General features: G+C 40.6%; 24 protein-coding genes. 13 read left to right on the top strand and 11 right to left on the bottom strand.

Translation table 11 applies throughout. The features are described 5' to 3' along the window. Positions 1 to 71 precede the first annotated feature (71 nt). From ACE1CI_RS20545 to ACE1CI_RS20525, 5 genes are all read right to left on the bottom strand, one after another. A complete protein-coding gene (locus tag ACE1CI_RS20545) occupies positions 72 to 419 on the bottom strand; it encodes an S-layer protein (protein ID WP_413262185.1) in 348 nt (115 codons plus the stop codon). Positions 420 to 603: 184 nt separating this feature from the next. Then, positions 604 to 1,887 carry a pentapeptide repeat-containing protein gene (locus ACE1CI_RS20540; protein WP_413262184.1) on the bottom strand — a complete coding sequence of 428 codons (1,284 nt, stop codon included), beginning with the start codon at positions 1,885 to 1,887 and terminating at the stop codon, positions 604 to 606. Between the two features lie 6 nt (positions 1,888 to 1,893). Then, positions 1,894 to 2,148 (bottom strand): HlyD family efflux transporter periplasmic adaptor subunit, encoded by a 255-nt coding sequence (locus ACE1CI_RS20535; RefSeq protein ID WP_413262183.1) that lies wholly within the window; start codon positions 2,146 to 2,148, stop codon positions 1,894 to 1,896. A 156-nt stretch (positions 2,149 to 2,304) separates the two neighbouring features. Beyond that, positions 2,305 to 3,465 (bottom strand): NAD(P)/FAD-dependent oxidoreductase, encoded by a 1,161-nt coding sequence (locus ACE1CI_RS20530; RefSeq protein WP_413262182.1) that lies wholly within the window; start codon positions 3,463 to 3,465, stop codon positions 2,305 to 2,307. 20 nt (positions 3,466 to 3,485) lie between these two features. Next, on the bottom strand, positions 3,486 to 3,836 hold the full coding sequence (locus tag ACE1CI_RS20525) for a DUF952 domain-containing protein (protein ID WP_413262181.1): 351 nt from the start codon (positions 3,834 to 3,836) through the stop codon (positions 3,486 to 3,488). A gap of 281 nt (positions 3,837 to 4,117) precedes the next feature. Here ACE1CI_RS20525 and ACE1CI_RS20520 point away from each other — a divergent pair, with 281 nt between their 5' ends. The 7 genes from ACE1CI_RS20520 to ACE1CI_RS20490 all read left to right on the top strand — a co-directional run bounded on the left by ACE1CI_RS20520 (position 4,118) and on the right by ACE1CI_RS20490 (position 11,525). Then, positions 4,118 to 4,360 (top strand): hypothetical protein, encoded by a 243-nt coding sequence (locus ACE1CI_RS20520; RefSeq protein ID WP_413262180.1) that lies wholly within the window; start codon positions 4,118 to 4,120, stop codon positions 4,358 to 4,360. 168 nt (positions 4,361 to 4,528) lie between these two features. Further along, positions 4,529 to 4,924: a GFA family protein gene (locus ACE1CI_RS20515; RefSeq protein ID WP_413262179.1), complete on the top strand. Its 396-nt coding sequence runs from the start codon at positions 4,529 to 4,531 to the stop codon at positions 4,922 to 4,924. Between the two features lie 60 nt (positions 4,925 to 4,984). Next, positions 4,985 to 6,085 (top strand): 3-isopropylmalate dehydrogenase, encoded by a 1,101-nt coding sequence (gene leuB, locus ACE1CI_RS20510; RefSeq protein WP_413262178.1) that lies wholly within the window; start codon positions 4,985 to 4,987, stop codon positions 6,083 to 6,085. A 79-nt stretch (positions 6,086 to 6,164) separates the two neighbouring features. Continuing rightward, complete coding sequence (locus tag ACE1CI_RS20505) at positions 6,165 to 6,428, top strand: hypothetical protein (protein WP_413262177.1); 264 nt, start codon at positions 6,165 to 6,167, stop codon at positions 6,426 to 6,428. Positions 6,429 to 6,762: 334 nt separating this feature from the next. Then, complete coding sequence (locus tag ACE1CI_RS20500; RefSeq protein ID WP_413262176.1) at positions 6,763 to 8,586, top strand: PAS domain S-box protein; 1,824 nt, start codon at positions 6,763 to 6,765, stop codon at positions 8,584 to 8,586. A 14-nt stretch (positions 8,587 to 8,600) separates the two neighbouring features. Further along, on the top strand, positions 8,601 to 10,700 hold the full coding sequence (locus ACE1CI_RS20495; protein ID WP_413262175.1) for a GGDEF domain-containing response regulator: 2,100 nt from the start codon (positions 8,601 to 8,603) through the stop codon (positions 10,698 to 10,700). Positions 10,701 to 10,703: 3 nt separating this feature from the next. Continuing rightward, positions 10,704 to 11,525, top strand: coding sequence for a prepilin peptidase (locus ACE1CI_RS20490; RefSeq protein ID WP_413262174.1), 822 nt, complete (start codon positions 10,704 to 10,706; stop codon positions 11,523 to 11,525). On the opposite strand, the gene ACE1CI_RS20485 is transcribed toward ACE1CI_RS20490, so the two are convergent. Beyond that, complete coding sequence (locus ACE1CI_RS20485) at positions 11,522 to 11,647, bottom strand: hypothetical protein (protein ID WP_413262173.1); 126 nt, start codon at positions 11,645 to 11,647, stop codon at positions 11,522 to 11,524. The genes ACE1CI_RS20490 and ACE1CI_RS20485 overlap by 4 nt on opposite strands. A gap of 360 nt (positions 11,648 to 12,007) precedes the next feature. On the opposite strand from ACE1CI_RS20485, the gene accD reads away from it, so the two are divergent. From accD to ACE1CI_RS20455, 6 genes are all read left to right on the top strand, one after another. After that, complete coding sequence (gene accD / locus ACE1CI_RS20480) at positions 12,008 to 12,949, top strand: acetyl-CoA carboxylase, carboxyltransferase subunit beta (protein ID WP_413262172.1); 942 nt, start codon at positions 12,008 to 12,010, stop codon at positions 12,947 to 12,949. Positions 12,950 to 13,157: 208 nt separating this feature from the next. After that, complete coding sequence (locus ACE1CI_RS20475; RefSeq protein ID WP_413262171.1) at positions 13,158 to 13,445, top strand: hypothetical protein; 288 nt, start codon at positions 13,158 to 13,160, stop codon at positions 13,443 to 13,445. Positions 13,446 to 13,562: 117 nt separating this feature from the next. Next, a complete protein-coding gene (gene psbV, locus ACE1CI_RS20470; protein WP_413262170.1) occupies positions 13,563 to 14,054 on the top strand; it encodes a photosystem II cytochrome c-550 in 492 nt (163 codons plus the stop codon). 286 nt (positions 14,055 to 14,340) lie between these two features. Further along, the gene (gene petE, locus ACE1CI_RS20465) at positions 14,341 to 14,760 is read left to right on the top strand and encodes a plastocyanin (RefSeq protein WP_413262169.1); all 420 of its coding nucleotides are present in this window, start codon (positions 14,341 to 14,343) and stop codon (positions 14,758 to 14,760) included. A 160-nt stretch (positions 14,761 to 14,920) separates the two neighbouring features. Next, positions 14,921 to 15,253 carry a cytochrome c6 PetJ gene (gene petJ / locus ACE1CI_RS20460; RefSeq protein ID WP_413262168.1) on the top strand — a complete coding sequence of 111 codons (333 nt, stop codon included), beginning with the start codon at positions 14,921 to 14,923 and terminating at the stop codon, positions 15,251 to 15,253. Between the two features lie 264 nt (positions 15,254 to 15,517). After that, positions 15,518 to 16,231, top strand: a complete 714-nt coding sequence (locus tag ACE1CI_RS20455; RefSeq protein ID WP_413262167.1) for a rhomboid family intramembrane serine protease — start codon at positions 15,518 to 15,520, stop codon at positions 16,229 to 16,231. Here ACE1CI_RS20455 and ACE1CI_RS20450 read toward each other — a convergent pair. The 5 genes from ACE1CI_RS20450 to ACE1CI_RS20430 form a co-directional block, all read right to left on the bottom strand. Beyond that, entirely contained in the window at positions 16,228 to 18,423 is a 2,196-nt protein-coding gene (locus ACE1CI_RS20450) for a GumC family protein (RefSeq protein WP_413262166.1), read from the bottom strand. The genes ACE1CI_RS20455 and ACE1CI_RS20450 overlap by 4 nt on opposite strands. A 401-nt stretch (positions 18,424 to 18,824) precedes the next feature. Then, positions 18,825 to 20,120: a polysaccharide biosynthesis/export family protein gene (locus ACE1CI_RS20445; RefSeq protein WP_496615653.1), complete on the bottom strand. Its 1,296-nt coding sequence runs from the start codon at positions 20,118 to 20,120 to the stop codon at positions 18,825 to 18,827. Between the two features lie 12 nt (positions 20,121 to 20,132). Continuing rightward, the gene (locus ACE1CI_RS20440; protein ID WP_496615652.1) at positions 20,133 to 20,843 is read right to left on the bottom strand and encodes a cyanoexosortase B system-associated protein; all 711 of its coding nucleotides are present in this window, start codon (positions 20,841 to 20,843) and stop codon (positions 20,133 to 20,135) included. Positions 20,844 to 21,214: 371 nt separating this feature from the next. After that, the gene (crtB, locus tag ACE1CI_RS20435) at positions 21,215 to 22,117 is read right to left on the bottom strand and encodes a cyanoexosortase B (protein WP_413262163.1); all 903 of its coding nucleotides are present in this window, start codon (positions 22,115 to 22,117) and stop codon (positions 21,215 to 21,217) included. A gap of 153 nt (positions 22,118 to 22,270) precedes the next feature. Then, positions 22,271 to 23,416 (bottom strand): DegT/DnrJ/EryC1/StrS family aminotransferase, encoded by a 1,146-nt coding sequence (locus ACE1CI_RS20430; protein ID WP_413261152.1) that lies wholly within the window; start codon positions 23,414 to 23,416, stop codon positions 22,271 to 22,273. Positions 23,417 to 23,618: the final 202 nt, after the last annotated feature.

The following is a 23,618-nucleotide window of genomic DNA, read 5'->3' as shown; positions in this document are numbered from 1 at the left end:
TCCCGATCGTTTGTTGTGAAGACTTTAGTCTTCTATTCTGGGAAGGACTGAAGTCCTCACAACGAACTTTTTTAGAAGGAAATGTTTGGTGGGGTGGGATTATTTTGATAGTTGGGTGTAGTTGTTTGTACTCTGCGTCTTTGATTATTTCTAATTGTTTCGATTGCTTCTGGTGGGGTGTTAGGACCGATCGCACCACAGTAATATAAGTTCATCACAGCTTTAAATGCCCAATCATTTGGTGATAAGTCTCGAAAGGGAATGGGCAAACTTTCTGGTCTACCTTGGACACAAGCATTAATTATTTGATCTTCGGTAACTTGTGCTGTGGTTTGAGGTGCGTTAGTTTGGGCTAAGGCGGGTAGTGCTAAACTCAAGAAAGTGAACAGGGCGGAAGTTGTGATTTTTAAGGTTTTCATGGTTTTAGGGACTGGGGATTGGGGACTAGGGACTGGGGATTGGGGATTGGGAATCCTTGTGGACTTACGCATTGACAAATCAGGCTATACTCAGATCTTGCAGCAATGGAGGTAGAACCTCCTTTCACCTCGTTCCCTGGTTGAAGTGCTGACAACAAATTTTATTTTCTGTTCTACGATTTCGCTAATAGTTAACAATTTGAATTGCTAATATCGAATCGCCAACTCTAGCAAGGTTAAGTTTTTCTACCCCATAAAAGCAAGTGCGAGTTAGATTTACTTTTCTCAAATCTGTGTTTTTTAGTCTGGCTCTTGTGAAATCAACATCAGTTAAGTTAGCGTTGTAAAAACTGGTTCCACCAGTTGCAGCAAAGGCAACCGCAATCGAACGAATCCACGCATCCACAGGGTTTCCTTGAATAGCACGCCAGCCGCGATAAACAAACACCAAAACAAATAAACAACTGACGGCGAAGGGGATGGCGATGTCCAAGGGGAAGGCGGTGGCGTAGGGGGAGCCGCCGAAGGCGGAGAATAACAAGTAGATCAAGGCGGAGAAGCCGACGGGGATGGACAAGGCCACGACGTAGGCTAAGGCGACGGGGACAGCCACAGCGATAGCCATCGCTGTGGCTGTGGACAAGGCCACGGCCAGGGCGTAGGTGATGTTGATGAAGATGATGACGATGGCGAAGGGGAAGGCGGCGAAGGCGAAGGGGACAGCGGCAGCGACGGCGAAGGCGACGGCGAAGGCGAAGGGGAAGACCGCGAAGGCGAAGGGGACAGCGAAGGCGAAGGCGACAGCGACGGCGAAGGCGAAGGGGAAGGCGGCGAAGGCGACGGGGACGGTGGCGAAGGTGTTGGTGACGACGAAGGCGAAGGCGAAGGCGAAGGCGAAGGCGACGGCTCTGGCGACGGGGACGGAGAAGGGGACGGCTAAGGCGACGGCGAAGGGGACGACGACGGCGACGGGGACAGCGACGGGGACGGCGACGAAGGCTTTGCCCAAGGCGAGGGCTAAGCGGACGGCGACGGCGAAGGCGACGGCGACGGCGAAGGGGACGGCGACGAGAGCCGAGTTAATTCCTCGATAAATACATAAAGAAATAAAAACTAAAACAATGAATAAGTTTATCCAATCAGTAATGACTCCCTTGGAATTCTTTATTGCTCCTATTAAGCCTCCGATTAACAGAACTAAGGATGATGCAAAAAAACTTGAAAACACCAAAATAACTAAACAAGCGCAGAACAAAGCGATCGCCCACCCCTTAGTCAGTCCTGCTTGTGCGCCAATAAAGTTAGCGCCAGTTAAGTTAGCTTTAGCAAAGTTAGTTCCCCTAATATCCGCCTCCGAAAAGTCTGCACCTGACAAATCATATCCCTGGAAAGATTCACCTCGAATATTTATACCTTGAAAGTTTCTTTGCCCTTCTGCATACCGTCTTAGCACTTCTTTAGCTTTCATATTCTGTCAGTGTCCTTCTACTACTCCGTAATCTGGGAATGGATAGGCATAAAATTTTAGTTTAACGGGCATTCCTTGATGCAAAAATCCACTTTCGGAAATAGGCATTTGTGCTTTGAATACAAGAACGGCTTCTTTGGGGGCAATTTGAGCGATCGCTTGCCCAGTTTGTACTATAGTTCCAGCCCGTTGAATCGGAAACTGAAAAATTGTTCCCTCAACTGGTGCGCTAATTAATCGCTGATTTAACTGAAATTTCAAGGATTGAATTTGGCTTTCGCTAGCAGTTTTATTAGTAGGGTGCGTCAGACAGTAACATTTGAGGTAATGAATATGTTTTTGAGGTTCTGACGCACCCTACAGACTACCAAATTAATGACTAGCCAGGGAACCAGATTTGGTTTTAGTTTCAGTTTTTTACGATAGTTTTAGTTGATTAATAATAGAATCCTCTTCAATTTGTGCCTTAGCAAAACGTTTTGCTAATGGGGGAACAAACACTAAAGGATTACTAAAACCGGAGAAAATATGAATGCCTGTAAAATTGGGAATTTCCCCAACAACAGGTAATCGGTTATGACTAAATGCTACTAAACAATGATGCCAGGTTCCTGGTAAGTTTGCCAATTTGGGCAGAATTTTTCCTACTTGAGTACGTAGATCGGTTTCGCTGGTTGTCCGATCGATTTTAGCATGGCGATCGCTCAAAGTCCGGCTAATTTGTCCGATGATAATTCTGCCATTTTTAAATTGAATCGCACCCGGATCTAAAATATAAGGAACTATCTCTGTTTCTGGTTGTTCCCAAAGATGTTCAACTTCCAATTTTGTAGACTCTGCTTCTAGTTGAAACCGTTTTAGTTGTGCTGGCATAATTAAAGTTTGTAACTCGATATCAACCGGAGGAATTTCGATTAATTCAGCATGGGTAAAATATACTCTAGTGTTGATTCCCGCAGCTTTTAGTAAACTGCGACTAACTCCCCCAGCACAAACTACAACATTAGCACTTTGGTAAGTTTCATTTGCCGTTTTTACTCCCAAAATTCGCTGCTTTTCCTGAAGGAAACCCAAAACTTCAGCTATTTGGATTTCTCCGCCTAAGTGAATCATAGCTTGAGTGTAAGCTTGGACGGTTAATTCTGGGTTAATATGTCCATGTTTAACTGTTAAAACCCCACTGATAGAGTCAGGATTTAATAAAGGTTCGACTTCACAAGCTTCTTTGGTATTTAGTAGTTTTGGCACAATAGCAAAATGACTGTAAGCAGAGGCAATTTTTTCGGGATCTTCAGTGGTATCAATTGTTAAAATTAGGTCTAATTCCCGAAACTCTGTATCAGTTTCTAACTCTTCAGATAAAATGCGATTATGGGCGATTCCTTCGGCGCAAAGTTGCCGAGTTAGTTCCGTTGTTCCTGACCAATATGCTAAACCTCCATAACTGTAACGAGTAGCATTTTGTGGCTTAACTTCTTTCTCTAAAAGTAGCACAGAAAAGCCTACTTTTGCGAGTTCGTAACCTAATGCTGCACCTGTGATTCCGCCGCCAACGACAATCCAATCGTATGTTTTCATTTGCCAAGTTTACCCAGTAGTTAAAGATTTAATTTAGCAAGTTCTGCGGGTAATTTAAAGTTGCCGTTGGTATCTGGGGGAAATGCGATCGCATCAATTACAGCATCAATATTTAACGCCCCATAAATATGCGGAAATTTTTCCTCGCCTACCGCTTCGTATTTAATCTCAGCTGGCACTTTTTCTGATTCAATACAAAGTAAAACTAATCCAGTTTGATTAGCAAAAAATTTGTTAGCAGTTCTCTCAATTTGTTGTATAGTTGAACAATGGATAAAACCTTCTGTATCTAACGTATTGTTATAGTAAATTCCCGTAAGTTTCGCCTGTTCCCATTGGGATTCTTGCGTAATGTGTAAAATAATGCTCAACTAACTATCCTCCATATTAAGTAGTTTTTTTCTCAGAGATCAACTAAGCTTAACCTGAATATAAATTATACATAACCTTAGTGCGAAAAAATAGAAAAGAAAAGCAATGAATACCGACACCTCTTTGGGACTTACGCAAAAAACGCAGTGCTGTTACCTGTTTACTAAATAAGAGTTCCGGTAAGCAGTTAACGGTTGCCACCTATTTTTTCAAGGGTAAAGCGTAAGTCCTATTCATGTTTTTTCTTTTTAGCACTTGTAAAGGGTATTTTTGATTAATTATGAGTGGCTTTTCTGAAGAGAAATGGCAAAGGATTAAGTCTCTAGCTGCTAGATTGCAAGCAATTAAAAATTTATTGGATGCTTTTAGTAGAGAAATAAGTAATCAACCATTTGCGGAAGAGTTGCAACCAATAAAAAGGCAATTGGAAGCAGATTTTGAAAAAAGTTTAGATGAGTTATTGAAATTAATTGATAATCCGAATACTAGTAATGGCAATAATAGCGAAGTGAATAATCATTAGAGTTTTGGAGAACTGCGAAAATTTGGATTTTTTAACCACAGATATCCACAGATGATCGCAGATGATCGCAGATGGAAAGAAAAGATTAATTAATAAAACAATTGAATGCTTTAGACTGCTAAAAAGCTAAACTAGAAAGTAGATCGAGAAGGTTAGGAGTATTTCCTTATGACAGCAGAAGCAGGAGAAGCTGTTACCTATCAAGGTGGGTGTCACTGTGGCGCGGTGCGTTTTCAGGTGGTGGTGGATGAACACGAAGCAACAGATTGTAATTGTTCAATCTGTAAAAAGAAGGGTTTTTTGCATTTAATAGTTCCCAAGGAACAGTTTACGCTGTTGCAGGGGGAGGATGCTTTAACGACTTATACTTTTAATACGGGAGTAGCGAAACATCTGTTTTGCCGAATTTGTGGGATTCATTCTTTTTATATTCCCCGATCGCACCCCGATGGCATAGATGTAAATGTGCATTGTTTGGATGAAAATGTCCTATCTCGGTTTCGCATTGTTCCTTTCGATGGGGCAAATTGGGAACAAAATATAAATAAACTGCTTGAAAAATAGGAATTCGGTAACAATTAAATGCCAAAATAAATATTCTGCAATTTCAGACTCGAAACACTCATGGTACAATCACAAAGATACCGAATTACGCTTTTACCGGGTGATGGTATTGGCCCGGAAATAATGGCTGTTACAGTAGATGTATTAAAAGCAGTAGGTCAGCAATTAGATCTCACCTTTGAATTTCAACAAGCAAAAATCGGTGGTGCTGCTATTGATGATACAGGCGATCCGTTACCGCCCTCTACATTAGAAATTTGTCGCAACAGTGATGCCGTTTTACTTGCCGCTATTGGGGGTTGGAAGTGGGATAATTTACCTTCTCAGCAACGTCCCGAACGCGGACTTTTAGGATTAAGGGCGGGATTAGGTTTGTTTGCTAATCTGCGTCCTGCGAAAATTTTACCCCAATTAATTGACGCTTCCACATTAAAAAAAGAAGTGGTGGATGGCGTGGATATTATGGTGGTGAGAGAACTAACTGGGGGAATTTATTTCGGTCAACCGAAGGGAATTTTTCCTACTGAAAGCGGGGAAAAACGGGGTGTAAATACAATGGCTTATACTGAAAGCGAGATCGATCGCATCGGTAAAGTTGCCTTTGAAACTGCTCAAAAACGTGGTGGTAAACTTTGCTCAGTCGATAAAGCAAATGTGTTAGAAGTATCGCAGTTGTGGCGCGATCGTATTACCAAATTAGCCCCAGAATATCCCGATGTGGAATTATCCCATCTTTATGTAGACAATGCTGCCATGCAGTTAGTTCGCGCCCCGAAACAATTCGACACAATTGTTACCGGAAATTTATTTGGCGACATTCTTTCCGATGCAGCGGCAATGTTAACAGGTAGTATTGGTATGTTACCTTCTGCCAGTTTAGGTGCTAGTGGGCCGGGAGTTTTTGAACCAGTGCATGGATCTGCCCCTGACATTGCTGGTCAAGATAAGGCAAATCCTTTAGCACAGGTACTTAGCGCCGCTATGATGCTGCGTTATGGACTCAACCAACCCCTCGCTGCCGATCGAATTGAGCAAGCGGTATTACAAGTCCTCGACAAAGGCTATCGCACAGGCGATATCATGTCAGAAGGAATGCAACTTTTGGGCTGTCGAGGTATGGGAGATGCCCTACTGACAGAACTAGAAAACCTCCAATCTTAATCTTCCTTGTGTTAATTGGCAGCTATTAATCTCAGCTGCCGCAGCACCTAACAAATCCAAGAAAAAACGGGATAAAACTGTGGTACAAGCTGGAAAACAACAGGTAGAAGTTAACATTAGTTCAGCAAATGTTCCGACTTTAGCTGACCCAGGTATACTGAAAGCTGCTCGTAACATTTATCGCGTCTATTACGAAGTACATCCTAACGTTTCACAGCGTCCTTTGGGTGTGGTAATTAATCGGATCAATTATCGAGGTAAGCTGATTTTTTCTCAAAAATTCGTTCTCCTCCCCACAGAATGTTTTGTGCCATTTAATGAGATTGAATCGGAATTATATTAACCTACTGACTCACTGATTGTTTAAAGTATAACTTACCTCTGTAAGTGTGAACAAATAAGTATCAGTGGTTGCCTGAGCAAAATTAGGCAAACATTTACTTTTCGGAAATTCTTTGGTTTTTAGATTAGCTCGGTTCGGTTGACTGAAATAACCGCTTAAGAGCTTCAGCCTCCTAATTTAATGTGATATATACTATTAAATTTAGAAATAAAACTTTGCTAATCCGGTTTAGTTATTTTATATATTTTATACATTTATTATTGATAATAAATTCTTATCTTAAAGAAATATCATAGTATTGTTCAGAATTTACCAGAAATTAGTTTACTGAACGATGGAACCGAAACAGACAGAAGAAGCACTCAAGGAAAGTGAAGCACGTTTTCGCAATGCTTTTGATTATGCTGCCATTGGTATGGCAATAGTAGGGTTAGAGGGAGAATGGTTAAAAGTTAATCGTTCTATATGTGAAATTGTTGGTTACTCAGAGTCAGAATTACTGAATACTACTTTTCAAGCAATTACTCACCCTGATGATTTAGAGAAAGATGTCAATTTGATGCAGCAATTATTGGCTGGGGAAATTCGTTATTATCACCTGGAAAAACGTTACATTCACAAATTAGGATATACAGTATGGATTCTTTTAAGTGGTTCTTTAGTTAGGGATACAGAAGGAAAACCTTTATATTTTATTTCCCAAATTCAAGATATTACAGAACGTAAGTTAGCCGAGGAAAAATTGCGCTTAAGTGAGGAACGTTTACACTTAGCGTTAGAAGCTTCGGGGGAGGGTTTGTGGGATTGGAATATTGTTACTGGAGAGCTTTACTTCAGTCCGCAATGGCTGAAAATGTTAGGTTATGAGGTAGCAGAATTAGCATATCACGTTAGTACTTGGGAAAGTCTAATTCATCCCGAAGATCGAGCTTGGGTGATGGATAAACTAAATGCTCATTTAAAGGATGATTCACTTCCTTATAAATTTGATTATCGGTTAAAAACTAAGTCTGGTGAGTGGAAATGGATTGCTAATTATGGCAAAGTTGTCATTTGCGATCGCAATGGGATGCCTTTGCGAATGACGGGTACTCATCGGGATATTAGCGATCGTAAACAAGCAGAATTAGCTCTTGTTTATAGTCGAGATCTCAAAGAAGCTATATTTAATGAATCTACTGATGCTATTTTCCTAGTTGACAATGAAACTTTATTAAATGTAGATTGTAATCAGCGAGCCGTAGAACTGTTTGAAGTAGATAGTAAAAATGAATTACTGAATATAGAAGGACAAAGTTTGCAAAAGTACCAATTTACAGATTCCGAATTAACCAGTATTGTCGAAGAAATTAGAACTCACGGTTTTTGGAGCCGAGAACAGGAATATGTGACTAAAAAAGGTAGAGTATTTTGGGGTAACTTCGCAACTAAACAAATTAAAGTAGCAGGTAAAATTTTTAATTTAGGGAGAGTTACAGATATTACTAGCCGGAAACAAGCAGATGATAAAATAAGAGCTTCTTTAAAAGAAAAGGAAGTATTACTTAGGGAAATTCATCATCGAGTCAAAAATAATTTACAAGTAATTTACAGTTTGCTAAATTTACAATCTAAGTATATTAAAGAAGAAGCAATTTTAGAAATCTTCAAAGAGTGTAAAAATCGTGTCAGAGCAATGGCAATGATTCATGAACAACTTTATATTTCTAAAAATATGTCCCAAATTCAATTAAATAACTATATTAAGAACTTGGCTCAAGAATTATTTCGTTCCTATAAATTACCAGATAGTCTAATTACTTTATGTACTGAATTGGATGAAAATATTTTCTTAGATACTGATTTGGCAGTTTCTTGCGGTTTAATAATTAATGAATTGATTTCTAATTGTTTAAAATATGCTTTTCCTCAAGGAAGAAAAGGAGAAGTAAAAGTAAAAGCAAAATTAAATTCAAACAATCAACTAGCCTTGATAATTAGTGATAATGGCATAGGATTACCACCCCAATTTGATTTAAAGACATTAAAACATTTAGGGTTAAGAATAGTTCAGGTTTTATCTCAACAAATAGGAGGTGAGTTTAAATATGAAAGTACCAATCAAGGTACAGAATTCAAAATTCTGCTAAATTACAATTTAACCAATGCTCAAGCATGACAAATAATTTAAACATGGAACCAGCAAAAATTTTAGTAGTAGAAGATGAAGGAATTGTCGCTATAGATTTGCAAACTACTTTGGAAGATTTGGGATATATAGTGACAGCAGTTGTTGATTCAGGGGAAATGGCAATTGAAAAAGCCAAAGAAACTCAACCTGATTTAGCATTAATGGATATTAGGTTAGCTGGTGAACTTGATGGCATACAAGCAGCTGAGATAATTCGATCGGAATTTGATATCCCGGTAATCTATTTAACAGCTTATGCAGACAAAGAAACCTTAAAACGTGCGCGGTTAACATTGCCATTTGGTTACTTAATTAAGCCTTTTGAAGAAAGAGAATTGCAAACTACGATCGAAATGGCATTGTATAAACATCAGATAGAAATGCAGTTAAGAGAAAACACCCAATGGTTTACAGCTATACTTAAAAGTATCGGTGATGCAGTAATTGCTAACGATCGTAAAGCTTGTGTTACTTTTATGAACCCGATCGCAGAAAGTTTAACTGGTTGGCAGCAAGAAGAAGCACTTGGTAAAAATTTGTTAGAAGTTTTTCAGGTAATTAATGAAATCGATCGCACTCCCATTGAGCTTCCTTTGAGAGAAACATTAGAAGCAGGTATTACTGTTAACTTACCACCCCAAAGTTTACTAGTGGCAAAAGATGGTAAAATAGTGCCGATTGGAGATAGTGCTGCACCAATCAAAGATAATAAAGGTAGAATTAAAGGTACAGTCTTCGTTTTTCGAGATATTTCTGCACAAAAACAAGCTGAAGCCAAATTATCTTATCAAGCATTTCACGATTCCCTAACAAATTTACCAAATCGAGCTTTATTTTTGGCTCAATTAAAACAAGCAACCGAGCAAGCAAAACAGCGAGAAAATTACTTATTTGCGGTATTATTTTTAGATATCGATCGGTTTAAAGTAGTTAATGATAGCTTAGGACATACTATCGGAGATCAACTGCTAATTGCGATCGCATCTCGGCTCAAAAATTGCTTAACCACTATTGACATGGTTGCTCGTTTAGGTGGAGATGAATTTGCTATCCTCTTAGAAAATGTCCCAGATCTTCAAACTGTTTGTGGCATTGCTAACCGCCTAATTAGAGAATTAAATCTGCCTTTTATTGTCCAAGATTACGAAGTATTTGCTAATGTCAGTATCGGCATTGTTATGAGTTCTGAAACTTTTGATGGTATAGAATCTTTGCTTTGCAATGCTGACATTGCTATGTATCGCGCTAAAAGATTTGGGGGGTCTCGTTATCAAGTATACGACAGATCTATGCACGCTCAAGTTGTAGCACAGTTACAATTAGAAACTGATATCCGTAGAGCAATTGAACGGCAAGAATTTGTAGTTTACTATCAGCCAATTGTTTCATTAATCAATTACAAAATTGTCGGTTTTGAGGCTTTAGTGCGTTGGCAACATCCGCAACGTGGTTTAATAAATCCTGGAGAATTTATCACTTTAGCAGAAGAAACTGGATTAATAGTACAAATTGATTGGTTGGTAATGCGTCAAGCTTGCCAACAAATGAAATTATGGCAAGAGCAAATACCAATGGCGGAATCTTTAACACTGTCGGTAAACCTTTCCGGTAAACAATTCGCTCAAGCAAATTTAGTTGAACAAATTACCCGAATTTTACAAACTACTAAATTAAACCCAAATTTTTTAAAGTTGGAAATTACCGAAAGCGCCATTATTGAAAATGCGGAATCTGCGATCGCCGTACTTCAACAATTAAGAGACTTAGGGATTAAAGTTCATATAGATGACTTTGGTACTGGTTATTCTTCTTTAAGTTATCTGCATCGCTTTCCCAGCAATACCCTGAAAATCGATCGCTCTTTCATCACCAGCATCGATCGGGATACTAACAGTTTAGAAATTTCCAAAGCCATTGTAATTTTAGCTCACAACTTAGGCATAGAAGCTATTGCCGAAGGAATAGAAACCTTACAACAGCTAGCAAAACTCCGCGAATTACATTGTGAATATGGACAAGGCTACCTTTTCTCTGCACCCTTAGATAAAGAAGCAGCAACCAACTTAATTAAGTCATTAAAACAAAACTTACCAGGAGAATGAAAAGTGGATATTTTAATAGAACTATCTCTCAATATATTTGTGTTTTTCTTAGGTTCATGTTTTGGTAGCTTCCTCAATGTAGTCATCTACCGAATACCAGCAGAATTATCCTTACTTTATCCACCTTCTCGCTGCCCTAAATGCTTAAACCAATTAAAACCTTATGATAACGTTCCGGTTTTTGGTTGGTTATGGTTGCGGGGGCGCTGTCGCTATTGTCGCAGCCAAATTTCTCCCCGCTATCCTTTAGTAGAAACTGCTACCGGAATCTTATTTTTGTTGGTTTTTTGGCAGTTCGGTTTTTCCTTACAAACTCTTGCTTATTGGGCATTTTTATGCTGGTTATTAGCCCTAGCTTTAATTGATTTAGATACCATGACTTTGCCCAATTCCCTAACTCAATCAGGTTTAATTATTGGTTTACTGTTTCAATTTTTACTCGGTTTTTTGCCCAATTCCAACTTAACCCAAGGAATTAATCAGTTAATGGCAGGTATAGTAGGCGCGGTTTTAGGAATTTGGATATTTGATGTGATTATTATTGTAGGCTCAATGATCTTTGGGCAAGCCGCAATGGGGGGTGGAGATGCCAAATTAGCCTCTATGATGGGAGCTTGGTTAGGTTGGAAGTATCTATTATTAGCTGGGTTTTTGGCTTGCTTAATCGGATCGTTTGTGGGTGGAGGAGCGATCGCTCTTGGTTTACTAAGCCGACGACAAGCTATGCCCTTTGGCCCTTACTTGGCATTGGGGGCAGCAATAACTGTTTTCTTAGGCGAATTAATTTTAGCAACCTATTTAAAAGTATTTTTTCCCTTGGGCTAGGAATTAGCTTGAGTTTGTTGACTCGGCACATGATTGTGTATAACCACAATCCACTTACCTGTCTTTGGATCGCGATAAGTAGTAAATGGATTCGGCTTTAAGCACTTGTCGTAAATCTTCATCTGTTTATAGTCTCCCAATGGTAACTATGAAATATATTCTACTTTGACGCAGATTTCTAGTAGCGTGATTACTAGCAAGGAAACAATGTGACTTTTCCGTTGTTTAAATGTAATTTATATCACACAGTAAGTGTGATTTGCTACTGGCATTAGCATCAAATATACTAAAATCAGCTGATTTTGCCTAGAGGTTGTGTTATAATTGGCAAATGCCGAAAAATAAGGCAGGAAAAAACAGGCTGAGAATCCTCCGTTCTTTGGTTGAAGCAGGAAAGAAATAGATGCTCATCCATCTAAGATCAAGTTTCCAAAGCAGTTTAAAGTGATGATATTCTGACTTAGTTAAAAAAAACTATTTTCATGTCTCTATTTGATTGGTTTGCAAATCGGAAGAAATCCAACAGCCCCATTAGTCGAGAACGGCAAGAAAGAGAAATTGCCGACGGACTATGGACAAAGTGTGAAGCTTGTGGTGTAGTGGCTTATACCAAAGACCTGAGAGCTAATCAGATGGTTTGTCGGGACTGTGGTCATCACATCAGAATTTACAGCAATGAACGCATCCGTCAGTTGATAGATAATAATACTTGGATGCCGATGGATGAGGGAGTGCGTCCTACCGATCCGCTGCAATTTCGCGATCGCAAAACTTATCGCGATCGACTGCGAGACACCCAAGAAAAAACGAGTTTAGTCGATGCAGTCAATACTGGAGTTGGACTACTCGAAGGCGAAAGAGTCGCCTTGGGAGTAATGGACTTCCGGTTTATGGGTGGCAGTATGGGTTCAGTAGTCGGTGAAAAACTGACCCGTTTGATTGAAAGAGGTACACTCGAACGCCTACCCGTAATCATCATTTGTGCCTCTGGTGGAGCCAGAATGCAAGAAGGAATGTTGAGCTTAATGCAAATGGCGAAAATCTCAGGAGCCCTAGAACGTCATAGAGAAGCGAAACTGCTCTACATTCCCGTATTAACTCACCCAACAACTGGAGGCGTAACCGCCAGTTTTGCCATGCTAGGAGATATTATTCTGGCAGAACCACAAGCGACGATCGGCTTTGCAGGTAAAAGAGTGATCGAGCAAACCTTAAGAGAAAAATTACCAGAAGGTTTCCAAACCTCTGAGTATTTGTTACAGCACGGTTTCGTAGATGCGATCGTCCCTAGAACCAACCTCAAATCCACTCTAGCCCAACTAATTCGCCTCCACCGTCCCCAACTAACCACCCATCACGTCACCCGTTCAGGAGTCATAAACGTCGGTACAGAACGCTACGTACCAGTCCCCAGTCCAGAGTAAAACCTCTCTAGAAAGGCTTCCAGGCTCCAAGGAAAAGAAGGGCAAAGGGAAAAGTTTTCATTTCCCCTAGTCCCCTAGTCCCCTAGTCCCCTAGTCCCCTAGTCCCCTAGTCCCCTTGTCCAAACTGGAACTTTTAATTCTGCCTCAGAAAAGGTGCCGCTCAGTGGCATCATTATGAGAGAGACTCAATCTTTTGTAAAAAACCAGTATGGGTTTTGCTAATCTTTCGATAGCCGAAATCGCAGCAGACTACGACACATCTGTTACAGAAGTGTTCCAAATTTGCGATCGATTAGGCATTCCTTACAAAAACCCCCAGACTCGATTAGCTCTGGAGGATGCGAAGGCAATCATTTCCGAAATTATGGCTCATAGTCAAGGCTCAGGCACTAACCAGCAGGAAGATTTATTCTCGGACAACCAGAATACAACTTCTTTAGTAGGTGAAGTTGCTCCTGGGACACCTGCTGAGCCAGATTCATCTAGTAAACCCTAAGAATTGGTATGCTGAGCTTCTGTGCTCAACTGTTGAAGTAATACAGTTTTGGCATTCACAAAGATTGAGTCCCTAAATAGATTACAATCACGCTCGCCTTATTGTTTTGGGAGAACAATGCTAAAAAGATACTTCTGGCTTGCTGTGGCTACCCTAATCTTCACCTTTCAAATGATGGTGGGTAGTGCTTTTGCCACTGAACTCGATGTAGAAACCCGTACAGTTGCTAAGAATGCTCAGGGTGATACGATCGTACTGACCCCGAAACAGGTAGAGAAAGGCAAACGCCTGTTTAATGCGGTCTGCTCTCAATGTCACAATGGTGGGATTACCAAAACTGACCCGAACGTAGGTCTAGAACCAGAAGCCTTGGCTTTGGCAACCCCACCCCGTGACAATATCGAAAGTTTGGTGGATTATATGAAAGATCCCACCAGCTACGATGGGGAAATTTCGATCGCAGAAATTCACCCAAGCATGAAGAGTAGTGACATTTTCTCAGAAATGCGAGACCTTACAGATGAGGATCTCAAAGCGATCGCTGGTCACATTCTAATTCAACCAAAAATTGTCGGCGTTAAATGGGGCGGTGGCAAAATCTATTACTAAAGCCGCTTTCCATTAGAGTAAAAAAACCAAAATCAAAAGTCAAAAGAAAGAGAAAATATTTCTCATTAGCTTTTTCTTTTGGCTTTACCCCCTCCGGGGAAAGCTCAGGTTAAATCCCTAAATTAATCGGCATTTGGTAAAGATTTTTTCTGTCTGGCTAACCAGAATTCCAGACTCATCTGTTAAAATCGCTGGCAAAATTTAAGATTATTCCAGCAATATTGTCCACTTGCTTGGTATTTTAATTTAAGGAAACCAAGTTCAATGGTAGTCTCAGGAGAAGATTATGAAATTTATGTCTGCAATTTGGCGGCGCTTGAGTTTAGCATTATTGACTGTGGTATTAGTCGCCAGTAGCTTCGTGTTGATGACCACCCCCGCAGCTGCGGATACCGTCACCATCAAAATGGGCGCAGATAATGGAATGCTAAAGTTTGAGCCATCTAAAGTGACTATCAAACCAGGAGACACTGTAGAGTGGGTAAACAACAAAGTTCCTCCCCACAACGTAGTTTTCGATCCCGTTAAAAACCCTGCTAAGAGTGCAACTTTAGCAAAATCCCTCTCTAACACAAAATTGGCAATGAAACCAGGTGACAAAATTACAGCAACATTTCCTGCTGATGCTCCTGCTGGTGAGTACACCTACTTCTGCCAACCTCACCAAGGTGCAGGTATGATTGGCAAAATTACTGTTCAACCATAGTAGTTTCAGCCATTAACTTACTTTGCCTGCTAGTAGCAAAGACGGCAAACTCTGTGCTTCTCTATGGTTCACTTTCAGTAAAGCATTTGTCAGAAGCACAAAATGTTCTTGGGCAATAATTTTACAGCTTGCTGAGTCGGTTGAGTCAAGGAGAAGCACTTTGAAAAAATTAGTCACAGTCCTATTGCTAACCATAGCAGTATTGACTTTTGCTTTTAGTCGTCCTGCACTAGCAGGAGATGCAACGATCGGGTCGAAAATCTTTAGTGCTAATTGTGCTGCCTGTCATTTAGGTGGAAGCAATGTAATTATGGCTAATAAAACCCTGAAGAAAGAAGCTTTAGAGAAATACAATATGAATTCTCTAAAAGGTATTATTAATCAGGTAAAGAAAGGCAAAAACGCTATGCCCGCTTTTGGTGGTCGTCTTTCCGATCAACAAATTGAAGATGTAGCGACTTATGTACTACAGCAAGCCAAAAATGGTTGGTAGAACGTTGGTCATTTAGCTTAATTTGGTTAGCAAATTTACAGAAATTTTATTTGAGGCAGTAGCCTTTTCCCTTAGTTTGGTTTTTCCTTCTAAGGGATATTTTTTAGTTTTATTAGGAAATAGGGAACAGGAAAAGAGAAAACTTGGGTGTAGCTCTCAAGATTGAGAAATGCTATCCCATTCCATTACTCACCTGAAGTTAGAAGACAGTACCGCAAAAGGTGGGATATCCTTCAGATAAATGTTTGTAAAGGAAAAGTAACAATGGTACCCCTTCGGGATGAGAATCCGACTGTAATCACTCCTTATGTGACTTATGGACTGATTATTGCTAATATTCTGGCTTTTGTATATGAATTGAGTTTACCACCGCAACAACTACAAACCTTTTTTCATATAGCAGCAGTAGTACCAAGAGAACTGAGTGCTAGTTTTGCTGGTGTGGCAACAAATCAACCGTTGCCAGAATGGACAACATTAATTACTTCTCAATTCCTCCATGCAGGTTTTGCTCATTTAATTGGGAATATGTTGTTTCTCTGGATCTTTGGTAACAATGTAGAAGAAGCTTTAGGTCATGTCAAGTTTCTCATTTTCTATTTAACTTGTGGGGTATTAGCAGGATTGGCGCAGTGGTTTTTTGCCAGGGAGTCGGGGATTCCGTCTTTGGGTGCGTCAGGTGCGATCGCCGGAGTTTTAGGAGCCTACATTCTCAAATATCCCAATGCTAGAATTCTCACATTTTTTGGATATTTCTTATTTTATGTTCCGGCTTTCTTCTTCTTGGGTCTTTGGTTTGTCCAACAAGCATTTTACGGTATTGCTAGTTTACAAGCTCCCGCAAATGTCGGTATGGAAAGCGGGGGAATCGCTTACTGGGCACACGCTGGCGGCTTTGTTTTTGGCGCAATTTTAGCACCCATTTTAGGTTTATTTGCGAATCAATCCCGCAATCAATCTAACTTTGAACAGTTTTAATTTGTTGGTACTTTGACTTCTTGCTGTTCCTCTTGGTTTGTTAAAGTTTGGCTTTCTGGTTCTGTCACCATTAATTTTTGTTCTGTGAATAGAGGAGTTTTGGCGATCGCAATGTCAGTACCATTAATAATGCCACCCAATAAAGTGATATCTTCCGATTCATTTAATTGCTCAGCTGCTTCGGCGAACATACTTTCTACGGTGTAGCCCGGTCGAGCCACTAGTATAATGCCATCAGTCATTGGTTCTAATACTAAGGCATCATTGCAAAGACTTAAAGCCGGAGCATCAATAAACACCATATCAAAACGACCGCGCACATCTTCTAATAAACGACGAAACTCACTGGATTCTAGGATAGCTGCTGGTTGTTGTACTGGCCCTGGACTTGGTGCTAAGTATAAGTTTTCTACCTCTGGCACCAACCGGATACAGTCACTCCAGTTGCCGTAGTAACGCAGAGGTTCGATCGAGGCATCGGGATCGGGTGCGACTTTGAGACTTCTGGCGAGGGATGACGATCGCAGATCCGCCTCGACAATCAAAGTCCGCTTACCTGCTCTTGCAGAAGTAATAGCCAAATTATAAGCACTGACGCTCTTTCCTTCTTCATTAGTAACACTTGTTAACAAAATTACCTTCACTGGCTCTTCACTAGCACGACGCAAATTAGTCCGTAACCGTTCATAAGGCTCCAGATAAGGCGAATGAGCATCTAAAATAATCGGTGTTTCTCCTAACTCTGAATCTGGTAAGGCGATCGCCACATAAGGCAAAATTCCCAACACAGCTATATCCCGTTGCCCCATTGCGGCGCGGATATCTTCCATTGTTTGGAATATGCCACCCAGAGAACCCAAAAGGAAAATAATTGCCCCACCGACGACTATTCCTACCAAACCTCCAGCCCCAATAATAATAATCGGATTCGAGGTTTCTTTGGCTAATTTGCTAACTTGAGCTTCTCCCTCTGGAATCCAACTACTCACAGTCTCCGCTTCTGCTGTTTGAGCATCCGCCAAACTTGCTTGCATTTGGCTGTAGACATTTTGCTTAAGCTGCAACTTTTCCTGTAACCTTGCTTGCTCTAACTGCTTGTTAGGAATAGTAGCGTACTCCCTTCTTAACCTTTGTTCTTCCTGCATTAAAGCCTTTTGTTGCTGTACCCAGGTTTCTCTTTGAGTTTGCAAGCCTACCAATTGATTTGCCAATGTTTGCCTAGCCGGATCGAGATTACTATCTTGACGAACTTCATTAGCACTTTTGAGTGGTGCTGCCATACCGTTACCACCAATCACTTCCGCAGCACGCTGTCTGAGCAATTCTTCATAAGATTGGATCTGTTTGCGAAGCTGAATAATATTTGGATGTTTTGGTCGCAAATCTTTCTTGAGAATTTCCAGCTGAGATTCTGCTTGGTAAATTTGCACTCGCAGATTCGCAATAATCGGGTCAGCACTGAGAGCAGAAGAGGCGTAAGCTTGGTCTGGGTTTAATCCTAACCTCTGTTGCAAACTCGCTATTTGCGTATCAATACCTTGTAATTGAAGTTGTAATGCTGACTGCTGTCCTTGGGTAGCCAAAATCGATTGCACTAAACTACCATTCTTAGCGGCTAATAAAACAGAACCTTCTCGTTTAGTATATTGCTCTAAATTCCGTTCTGCTTCTCTTAGTTCCTTTTCTACAAGAGGTAAACGTTTGTTAATCTCGCTAATAATTGCCGTTAAGCGAGTCGTATTAATTTTACGGCTAAACTTACTTGCCTGTTCTAGTACATTGTTAACTACAGCTTGAGCCCGTTTTTCATCTGTATCGGTGTACCTAACAATTATTCTAGGCGGTGGTGGCGTTTCACCTCTGGCTACTGTGGGTCTAGATACGCTGACATCTAGTTTTTTTACTAATTGTTTAAGCTCTACTTTTGTCTGCTGCGCCACTGTTGTAATTACATCGTTATTTTTGATCAATTTTGGGGTGGCTACTGGCTGTTGAATGTCGGTTGCTGTTTTAGAAAAAACTACGGTTGGGGGATTAGTAACCAATGTTCCTTCGGCCTGGTATTCTGTTGGTGGTACTGGTTGTTTAGCGACGACAAAGGATGCTCCGGTAACTAACACAGCTGCGGCTAATCCAGTCCATTTATGTTGATTAAAGGCGATGATGTAACGTTTAACAATTGGTAAAGTCATAATCAATTGGTGGTTTATTTAAAGATTTTTCTCTTGGTTATTTCTAGTTGTTAATCTACTAACTATTATTTCTATATTATCTTTGACATCTCCACCGGTTGGAAACGCGGGGGATTCAAAAATGTCTTTGACGAACATGGTAAACAGCACAATTAATCAAACTATTGGCCTGTTTACATTGGTCTATCCAGAAATTATTTTCTTGTTGTGTAAATTTAGCTTTAATGGGGAGTGTTTTGTACAATTGTTGTTCACCTCCTGCTATTGATTATAAACTAAATCAAAATGCAAAAAATCAAGATAAACAATAGGTTTTAACCTGTCAGGTCGGGTTTCATCTCCTCGCTTAAAAGCGAGAGGATGAAACCCGACCGTATTATTTTGATAGTATTGCGTATCTTTTAGTTGCCATTGTTGCCACCTCCGGGGCGGAACAGATTGGTAGCATTATCGGTTAATTCTTGGAAGAACAGAAGAAATCCTAATATATCGCGGAAAGGTTGGGTAAAGATGTTGAGGGCAAAGGTAATTCTGCCTACTAGGTTGCGACCAACGACTATGACATCATTATCTTGGAGTGGAATATTTTGAGAAGCGTCGCCAAAGAGGGCGCGTCTAGCATTGAGTTCTCGAACGATCGCTCTTCCTCTTTCTCGATCGAACCGAATCACAGCTACACTATCTATGTCTGTACCTTGTAGAGAGACACCAGCCGCAGTGAAGGCATCTAAGAAGGTACTGCCATTGGCAACAGCAAGATTGCCTACTGTTTGGTTGGGATAACTTAAAATCCGAATATTAATAGTTGGCTGAACTAAGTTGGAAGTGGCTACTAGTTGACGATTGTAATTTTGGTCGCCTCCTACTTGCAGTCTGGGCACGATTACGGCATCGCCATCTTCTAAACGTAAGTCAGGAATCGGTTCTCCGGCTACTAAGGGAGTAAACAAATCTACTCTTTGTTCAATAAAAGAACCATCTACCAAAAAACGGCGAATCAGCACTTGTCGTAAGTCGGTTTGAGTGGTGCTACCTCCTGCTGTGAGTAAGGCGGTGGAAACGCGGGATAAACCGCCAACCAGACCATAAAGACCAGGGCGGACTACTTCACCAGTTACGGAGATTTGTACGGGACGTTGTGTTGCTAATCCGACGGTGACTACAGGATCGATGACAAATTGATTGTAAGCGGCACGAATTTTTTCTGTGACTTCTTCTATAGTTAGTCCTCCCACTGAGAGATTTCCGGCTAGTGGTAGGATGATATTTCCTTCTGGCCCTACTGCTGCTTGGACGCTGAGTTCGGGAAATCTGGGTACTGCGATCGACAATACATCTCCTGGACCTAAACGATAAGGTCTAAACTGGGGATTAGGTCGAAAGGGTTGGGGTGTCTCCTGAAGTTCAAAGGGAACTACTGGTATGGTGATCGGTGCTTGGGGAGTCAAGGGAGTAACCGATGGTTGTACCCTTTGGGTTTGATTTTGACCTAGCAACAATCGCTGGGATAAGGTGAGACGAAATCTTTGTTCTCTATTTCCTGTTAAAAGTTCCCTGTTCCCTATTACTGTTTCTCTTCCCCAGCTTTTTTGCCCCAGCCACAGAATAGAACTAGCGGTAAGCAATAAGGTACTGCTGGTGTGAATTCCCAGTATAGAGACGGCTTTGAACTGTTGGCGAAAGAAAACTCCTTTCATGTTTGCAAAATTTTAATTTTTATTTTTTTGCAATGAACTGGACATGAGTGCAGTTTGCACGGCTTGACCCAAAGATTTAGCTTGGGGTAATACTGGTTCGATGTCACCCAGAGGTTCGATAGGGATTTGGATGCTAACGGCGACCCAAGGAACGCGCTTTCCTTGCCATTGGGCGATTTGGTCTGACCAAAACCAACTGGCTGGGTCTGGGCTTCCTCCTGAATACCAAGCGTACCATTGTAATACAGCAAAAGTTTGTTGGCGATTCCAACCGCGAAAGTATTTAGCTTTGACTGTGGTTGGTTGTGCATTTTGGTCATTTGGGGGTATGGTAAACTCTACTGTACGATCGCGATCGGTTTGCCAACGTTGAAATCCTTTAACATCAACCCATTGCACCTGCGGTTGATCTTTATCATCTTTTTGCGGACGTAGCAAGAGAATAGCAGTAGTTTGGGGGTCGATTTGCACTTCTTGGTATAACCATTTTTCCCGACTGACTGGTACTTCTTTGCTGATTTTGCTTTGCCATCCCGGAATTTCTAGCCCTTTTTTGCGGATTTCTCTCATTTGAGAAATTGTTGTCACTGGTAATGGTTTTTCCCAAGACCAATGTTTTTGCAAGTATCCGGGAACTGCTCCTACTAAAAGTACAATTATCAGGAATAGGAGCAGAATAATTTGGTTTAGTTTAATATTTTGTTTCGCGAGTTTCATCAACATGGGTAAGAGAAAGTTTTGAATTTTGAGTGAGAGAGTTTTGAGTTTTGAGTGAGAGAGTTTTGAGTTAGGGAGAGTTGCGAGAGTTTTGAGTTTTGAGTGAGAGAGTTTTGAGTGAGAGAGTTTTGAGTTAGGGATATTTGGGATATTTGGGAGAGTTTTGAGTGAGAGAGTTTTGAGTTAGGGATATTTGGGATATTTGGGATATTTGGGAGAGTTTTGAGTGAGAGAGTTTTGAGTTAGGGAGATTTGAGAGAGTTTTGAGTTAGGGAGAGTTGGGAGAGTTGGGAGAGTTTTGAGTGAGAGAGTTAGGGAGAGTTGGGAGAGTTTTGAGTTAGGGAGAGTTGGGAGGTTTTGAGTTATTACCTTGTTACCTACGAATCAGAGTTATTAGTAATTTCTGGTTCATCAGAGTCAATGGGAAAGTATTTTTCCATGCTATTGATTAGTAAGACTAATAGACCTAGCATACAGGCGGAGTAGATATCACCACCGCTACCTTCATGTAACCATTTAAAGCCTTGTTCGTTACCTGTGCCGTGAAAATATGTTAGCAGTGTATTGCGGATAATGTTGGCGATGACGCTGATTAAGGCGGCGCTGATTAAAAAGATGATGCTGCGAGTGCGCGATCGCCAAACTCCTGTCCAATAAAGTAACATTAAACCTACATACAAACTGGTAAATAGCATTTTCAATCCAGCACAGTGAGGTGCTACTTCCACAATTTGCCCACTTACATATAAGTTGATTTCTTCTACCAATACTGGAATGCCAAATTGTGTCAAAATAAACCCAGCAACCGCAGCGATAAAGCTTTGTAATGGTAAGGCATAAGGTTCAATTAAGTAGGGAATTTGATTAGGAGTGGCTAACAGCACAAACACTAATGGAAATGCTTGTAACTTTAATCCAGGAATACCTTTTAACCACAAACAAATTCCCGCTAAAATTAGTGGAAATGATAAGTTAACAAAGTCAGTTAAACCACTGACATAAAAGATGCCACCGATAATTATAAATCCGGCTGCTAAAGGATGAAAATTATCTGGTAAACGATGCCATTTTTTGCGATTTAACCAGGCTATATAAGCAGCAAAAGGTAAACCAATTAAGCCATGACTAAAATATTCATGAATAATGCCGATATCTTTTTTTAGCCAGCCTTCGTACCAGTGCCATAATAACGGTACATACATCAGTGCCAAAACAGTTGATATGGCAATTACTACTAAATTATTCTCAATTTTATGGCGAAGTGTTAGCTTAGTTTGCATAACTTTTTATTAGTCATTTGTTGTTAGTTGTTCGGAAAATTGGTAAAGGTACGTTGTTGCGCTGTCTTCGCTATAGTTTAGCGAAGACAGCGCAACAACGTACCTTGAAAATGCTTGTTTGTGTTGTGACACGCAGCTTTAGTCCTATACTAATTAGCTAGCACCCAATAATTGCTCGATCGCTTCTACAACTTGCTTAACTTGATTTTGGCTCAATCCTGGATACATTGGCAAGGAGAGAATTTCTTTGGCGAGTTTTTCAGCAACGGGAAAATCTCCTTCTTGATACCCTAAATGTTGATAAGCAGGTTGCAGATGGCAAGGTACAGGATAATGAATCCCTGTTTGAATGCCCATATCTGCTAATTTAGTTTGTAAGGTTTCTCGATCGACAGGGCAGTTTTCTGTAATCCGAACTACATAGAGATGATAAATATGTCCGGTTTCACTGTGATTTTGAATCGGTATAATTCCTTTGTTTTGTAGTGGCGTGAAGAGTGAATCGTATTCTTTAGCTGCTGTGTTACGTTGTAAATTCCACTGGTTTAAATGTGGCAATTTAACATTAAGTACGGCGGCTTGAATAGTATCAAGACGGCTGTTAGTACCATATTCTGTATGAATGTATTTTTGTGGTGCTCCGTAGTTGCGTAATGATCGCAATTTCTGCGCTACATCGGCATCATTAGTAACAACTATGCCGCCATCTCCGACTCCGCCTAAATTTTTACTCGGATAAAAGCTAAAAGCGGCTGCTTTACCAATACTTCCGGCGATATAACTTTCTCTTTGGGCTAAATGTGCTTGGGCGGCATCTTCAAAAATTAGCAGATTATGAGCAGCTGCGAAATCTTTTAATTGTTGCGGCGAAACCATTTGACCGTAGAGATGTACTGGTAAAATGGCTTTGGTTTTGGGTGTAATGGCTTTCTCGGCAGCTTTCAGGTCAATTAAAGCAGTTTCGGGGTCACAATCCACTAAAATTGGGGTGGCTTGGGCATGAACTACGCCGATTAAGGTAGCAATAAAAGTGTTGCCTGGTAAGATTACTTCATCGCCAGGATTGATGCCAGATGCTTGTAATCCTAGTGCGATCGCATCTGTTCCACAAGCTACTCCAACAGCATATTTTACACCGCAGGCTGTAGCAAAGGCTGTTTCAAATTCTGCTACGGCTTTTCCTAAAACGAAATCTCCTTTCTGGAGTACACTTTGGATCGCCTGTTCGATTTGACTTTGAATCGGTTGATGTTGCAGAGTTAAGTCTACAAAAGGAATTTTGACTGCGGTGTTAACCATAATTTACTTCAGGGCTTAACAATAGTTAGGTGTTAAAAAGCCACCTAATTTAGTTATCGGCTATCTTGGTGATTTTGCCCACTGGGAAATAGTAAAGAGTTGCTAAAACAGTTTGTTAATTTTTGCTAATGCTGCACCAGCATAGATTAATAAACATTTAATATATCTACCAAGTTTAAAAAGCTATGAATTATTTGCTACC

It is taken from the genome of Floridaenema flaviceps BLCC-F50 (genome assembly GCF_041929275.2).
Taxonomy (GTDB): domain Bacteria; phylum Cyanobacteriota; class Cyanobacteriia; order Cyanobacteriales; family Aerosakkonemataceae; genus Floridanema; species Floridanema flaviceps.
Note: the sequence above shows the minus strand (reverse complement) of the source record. Positions and strands in the feature narration are given on the sequence as shown.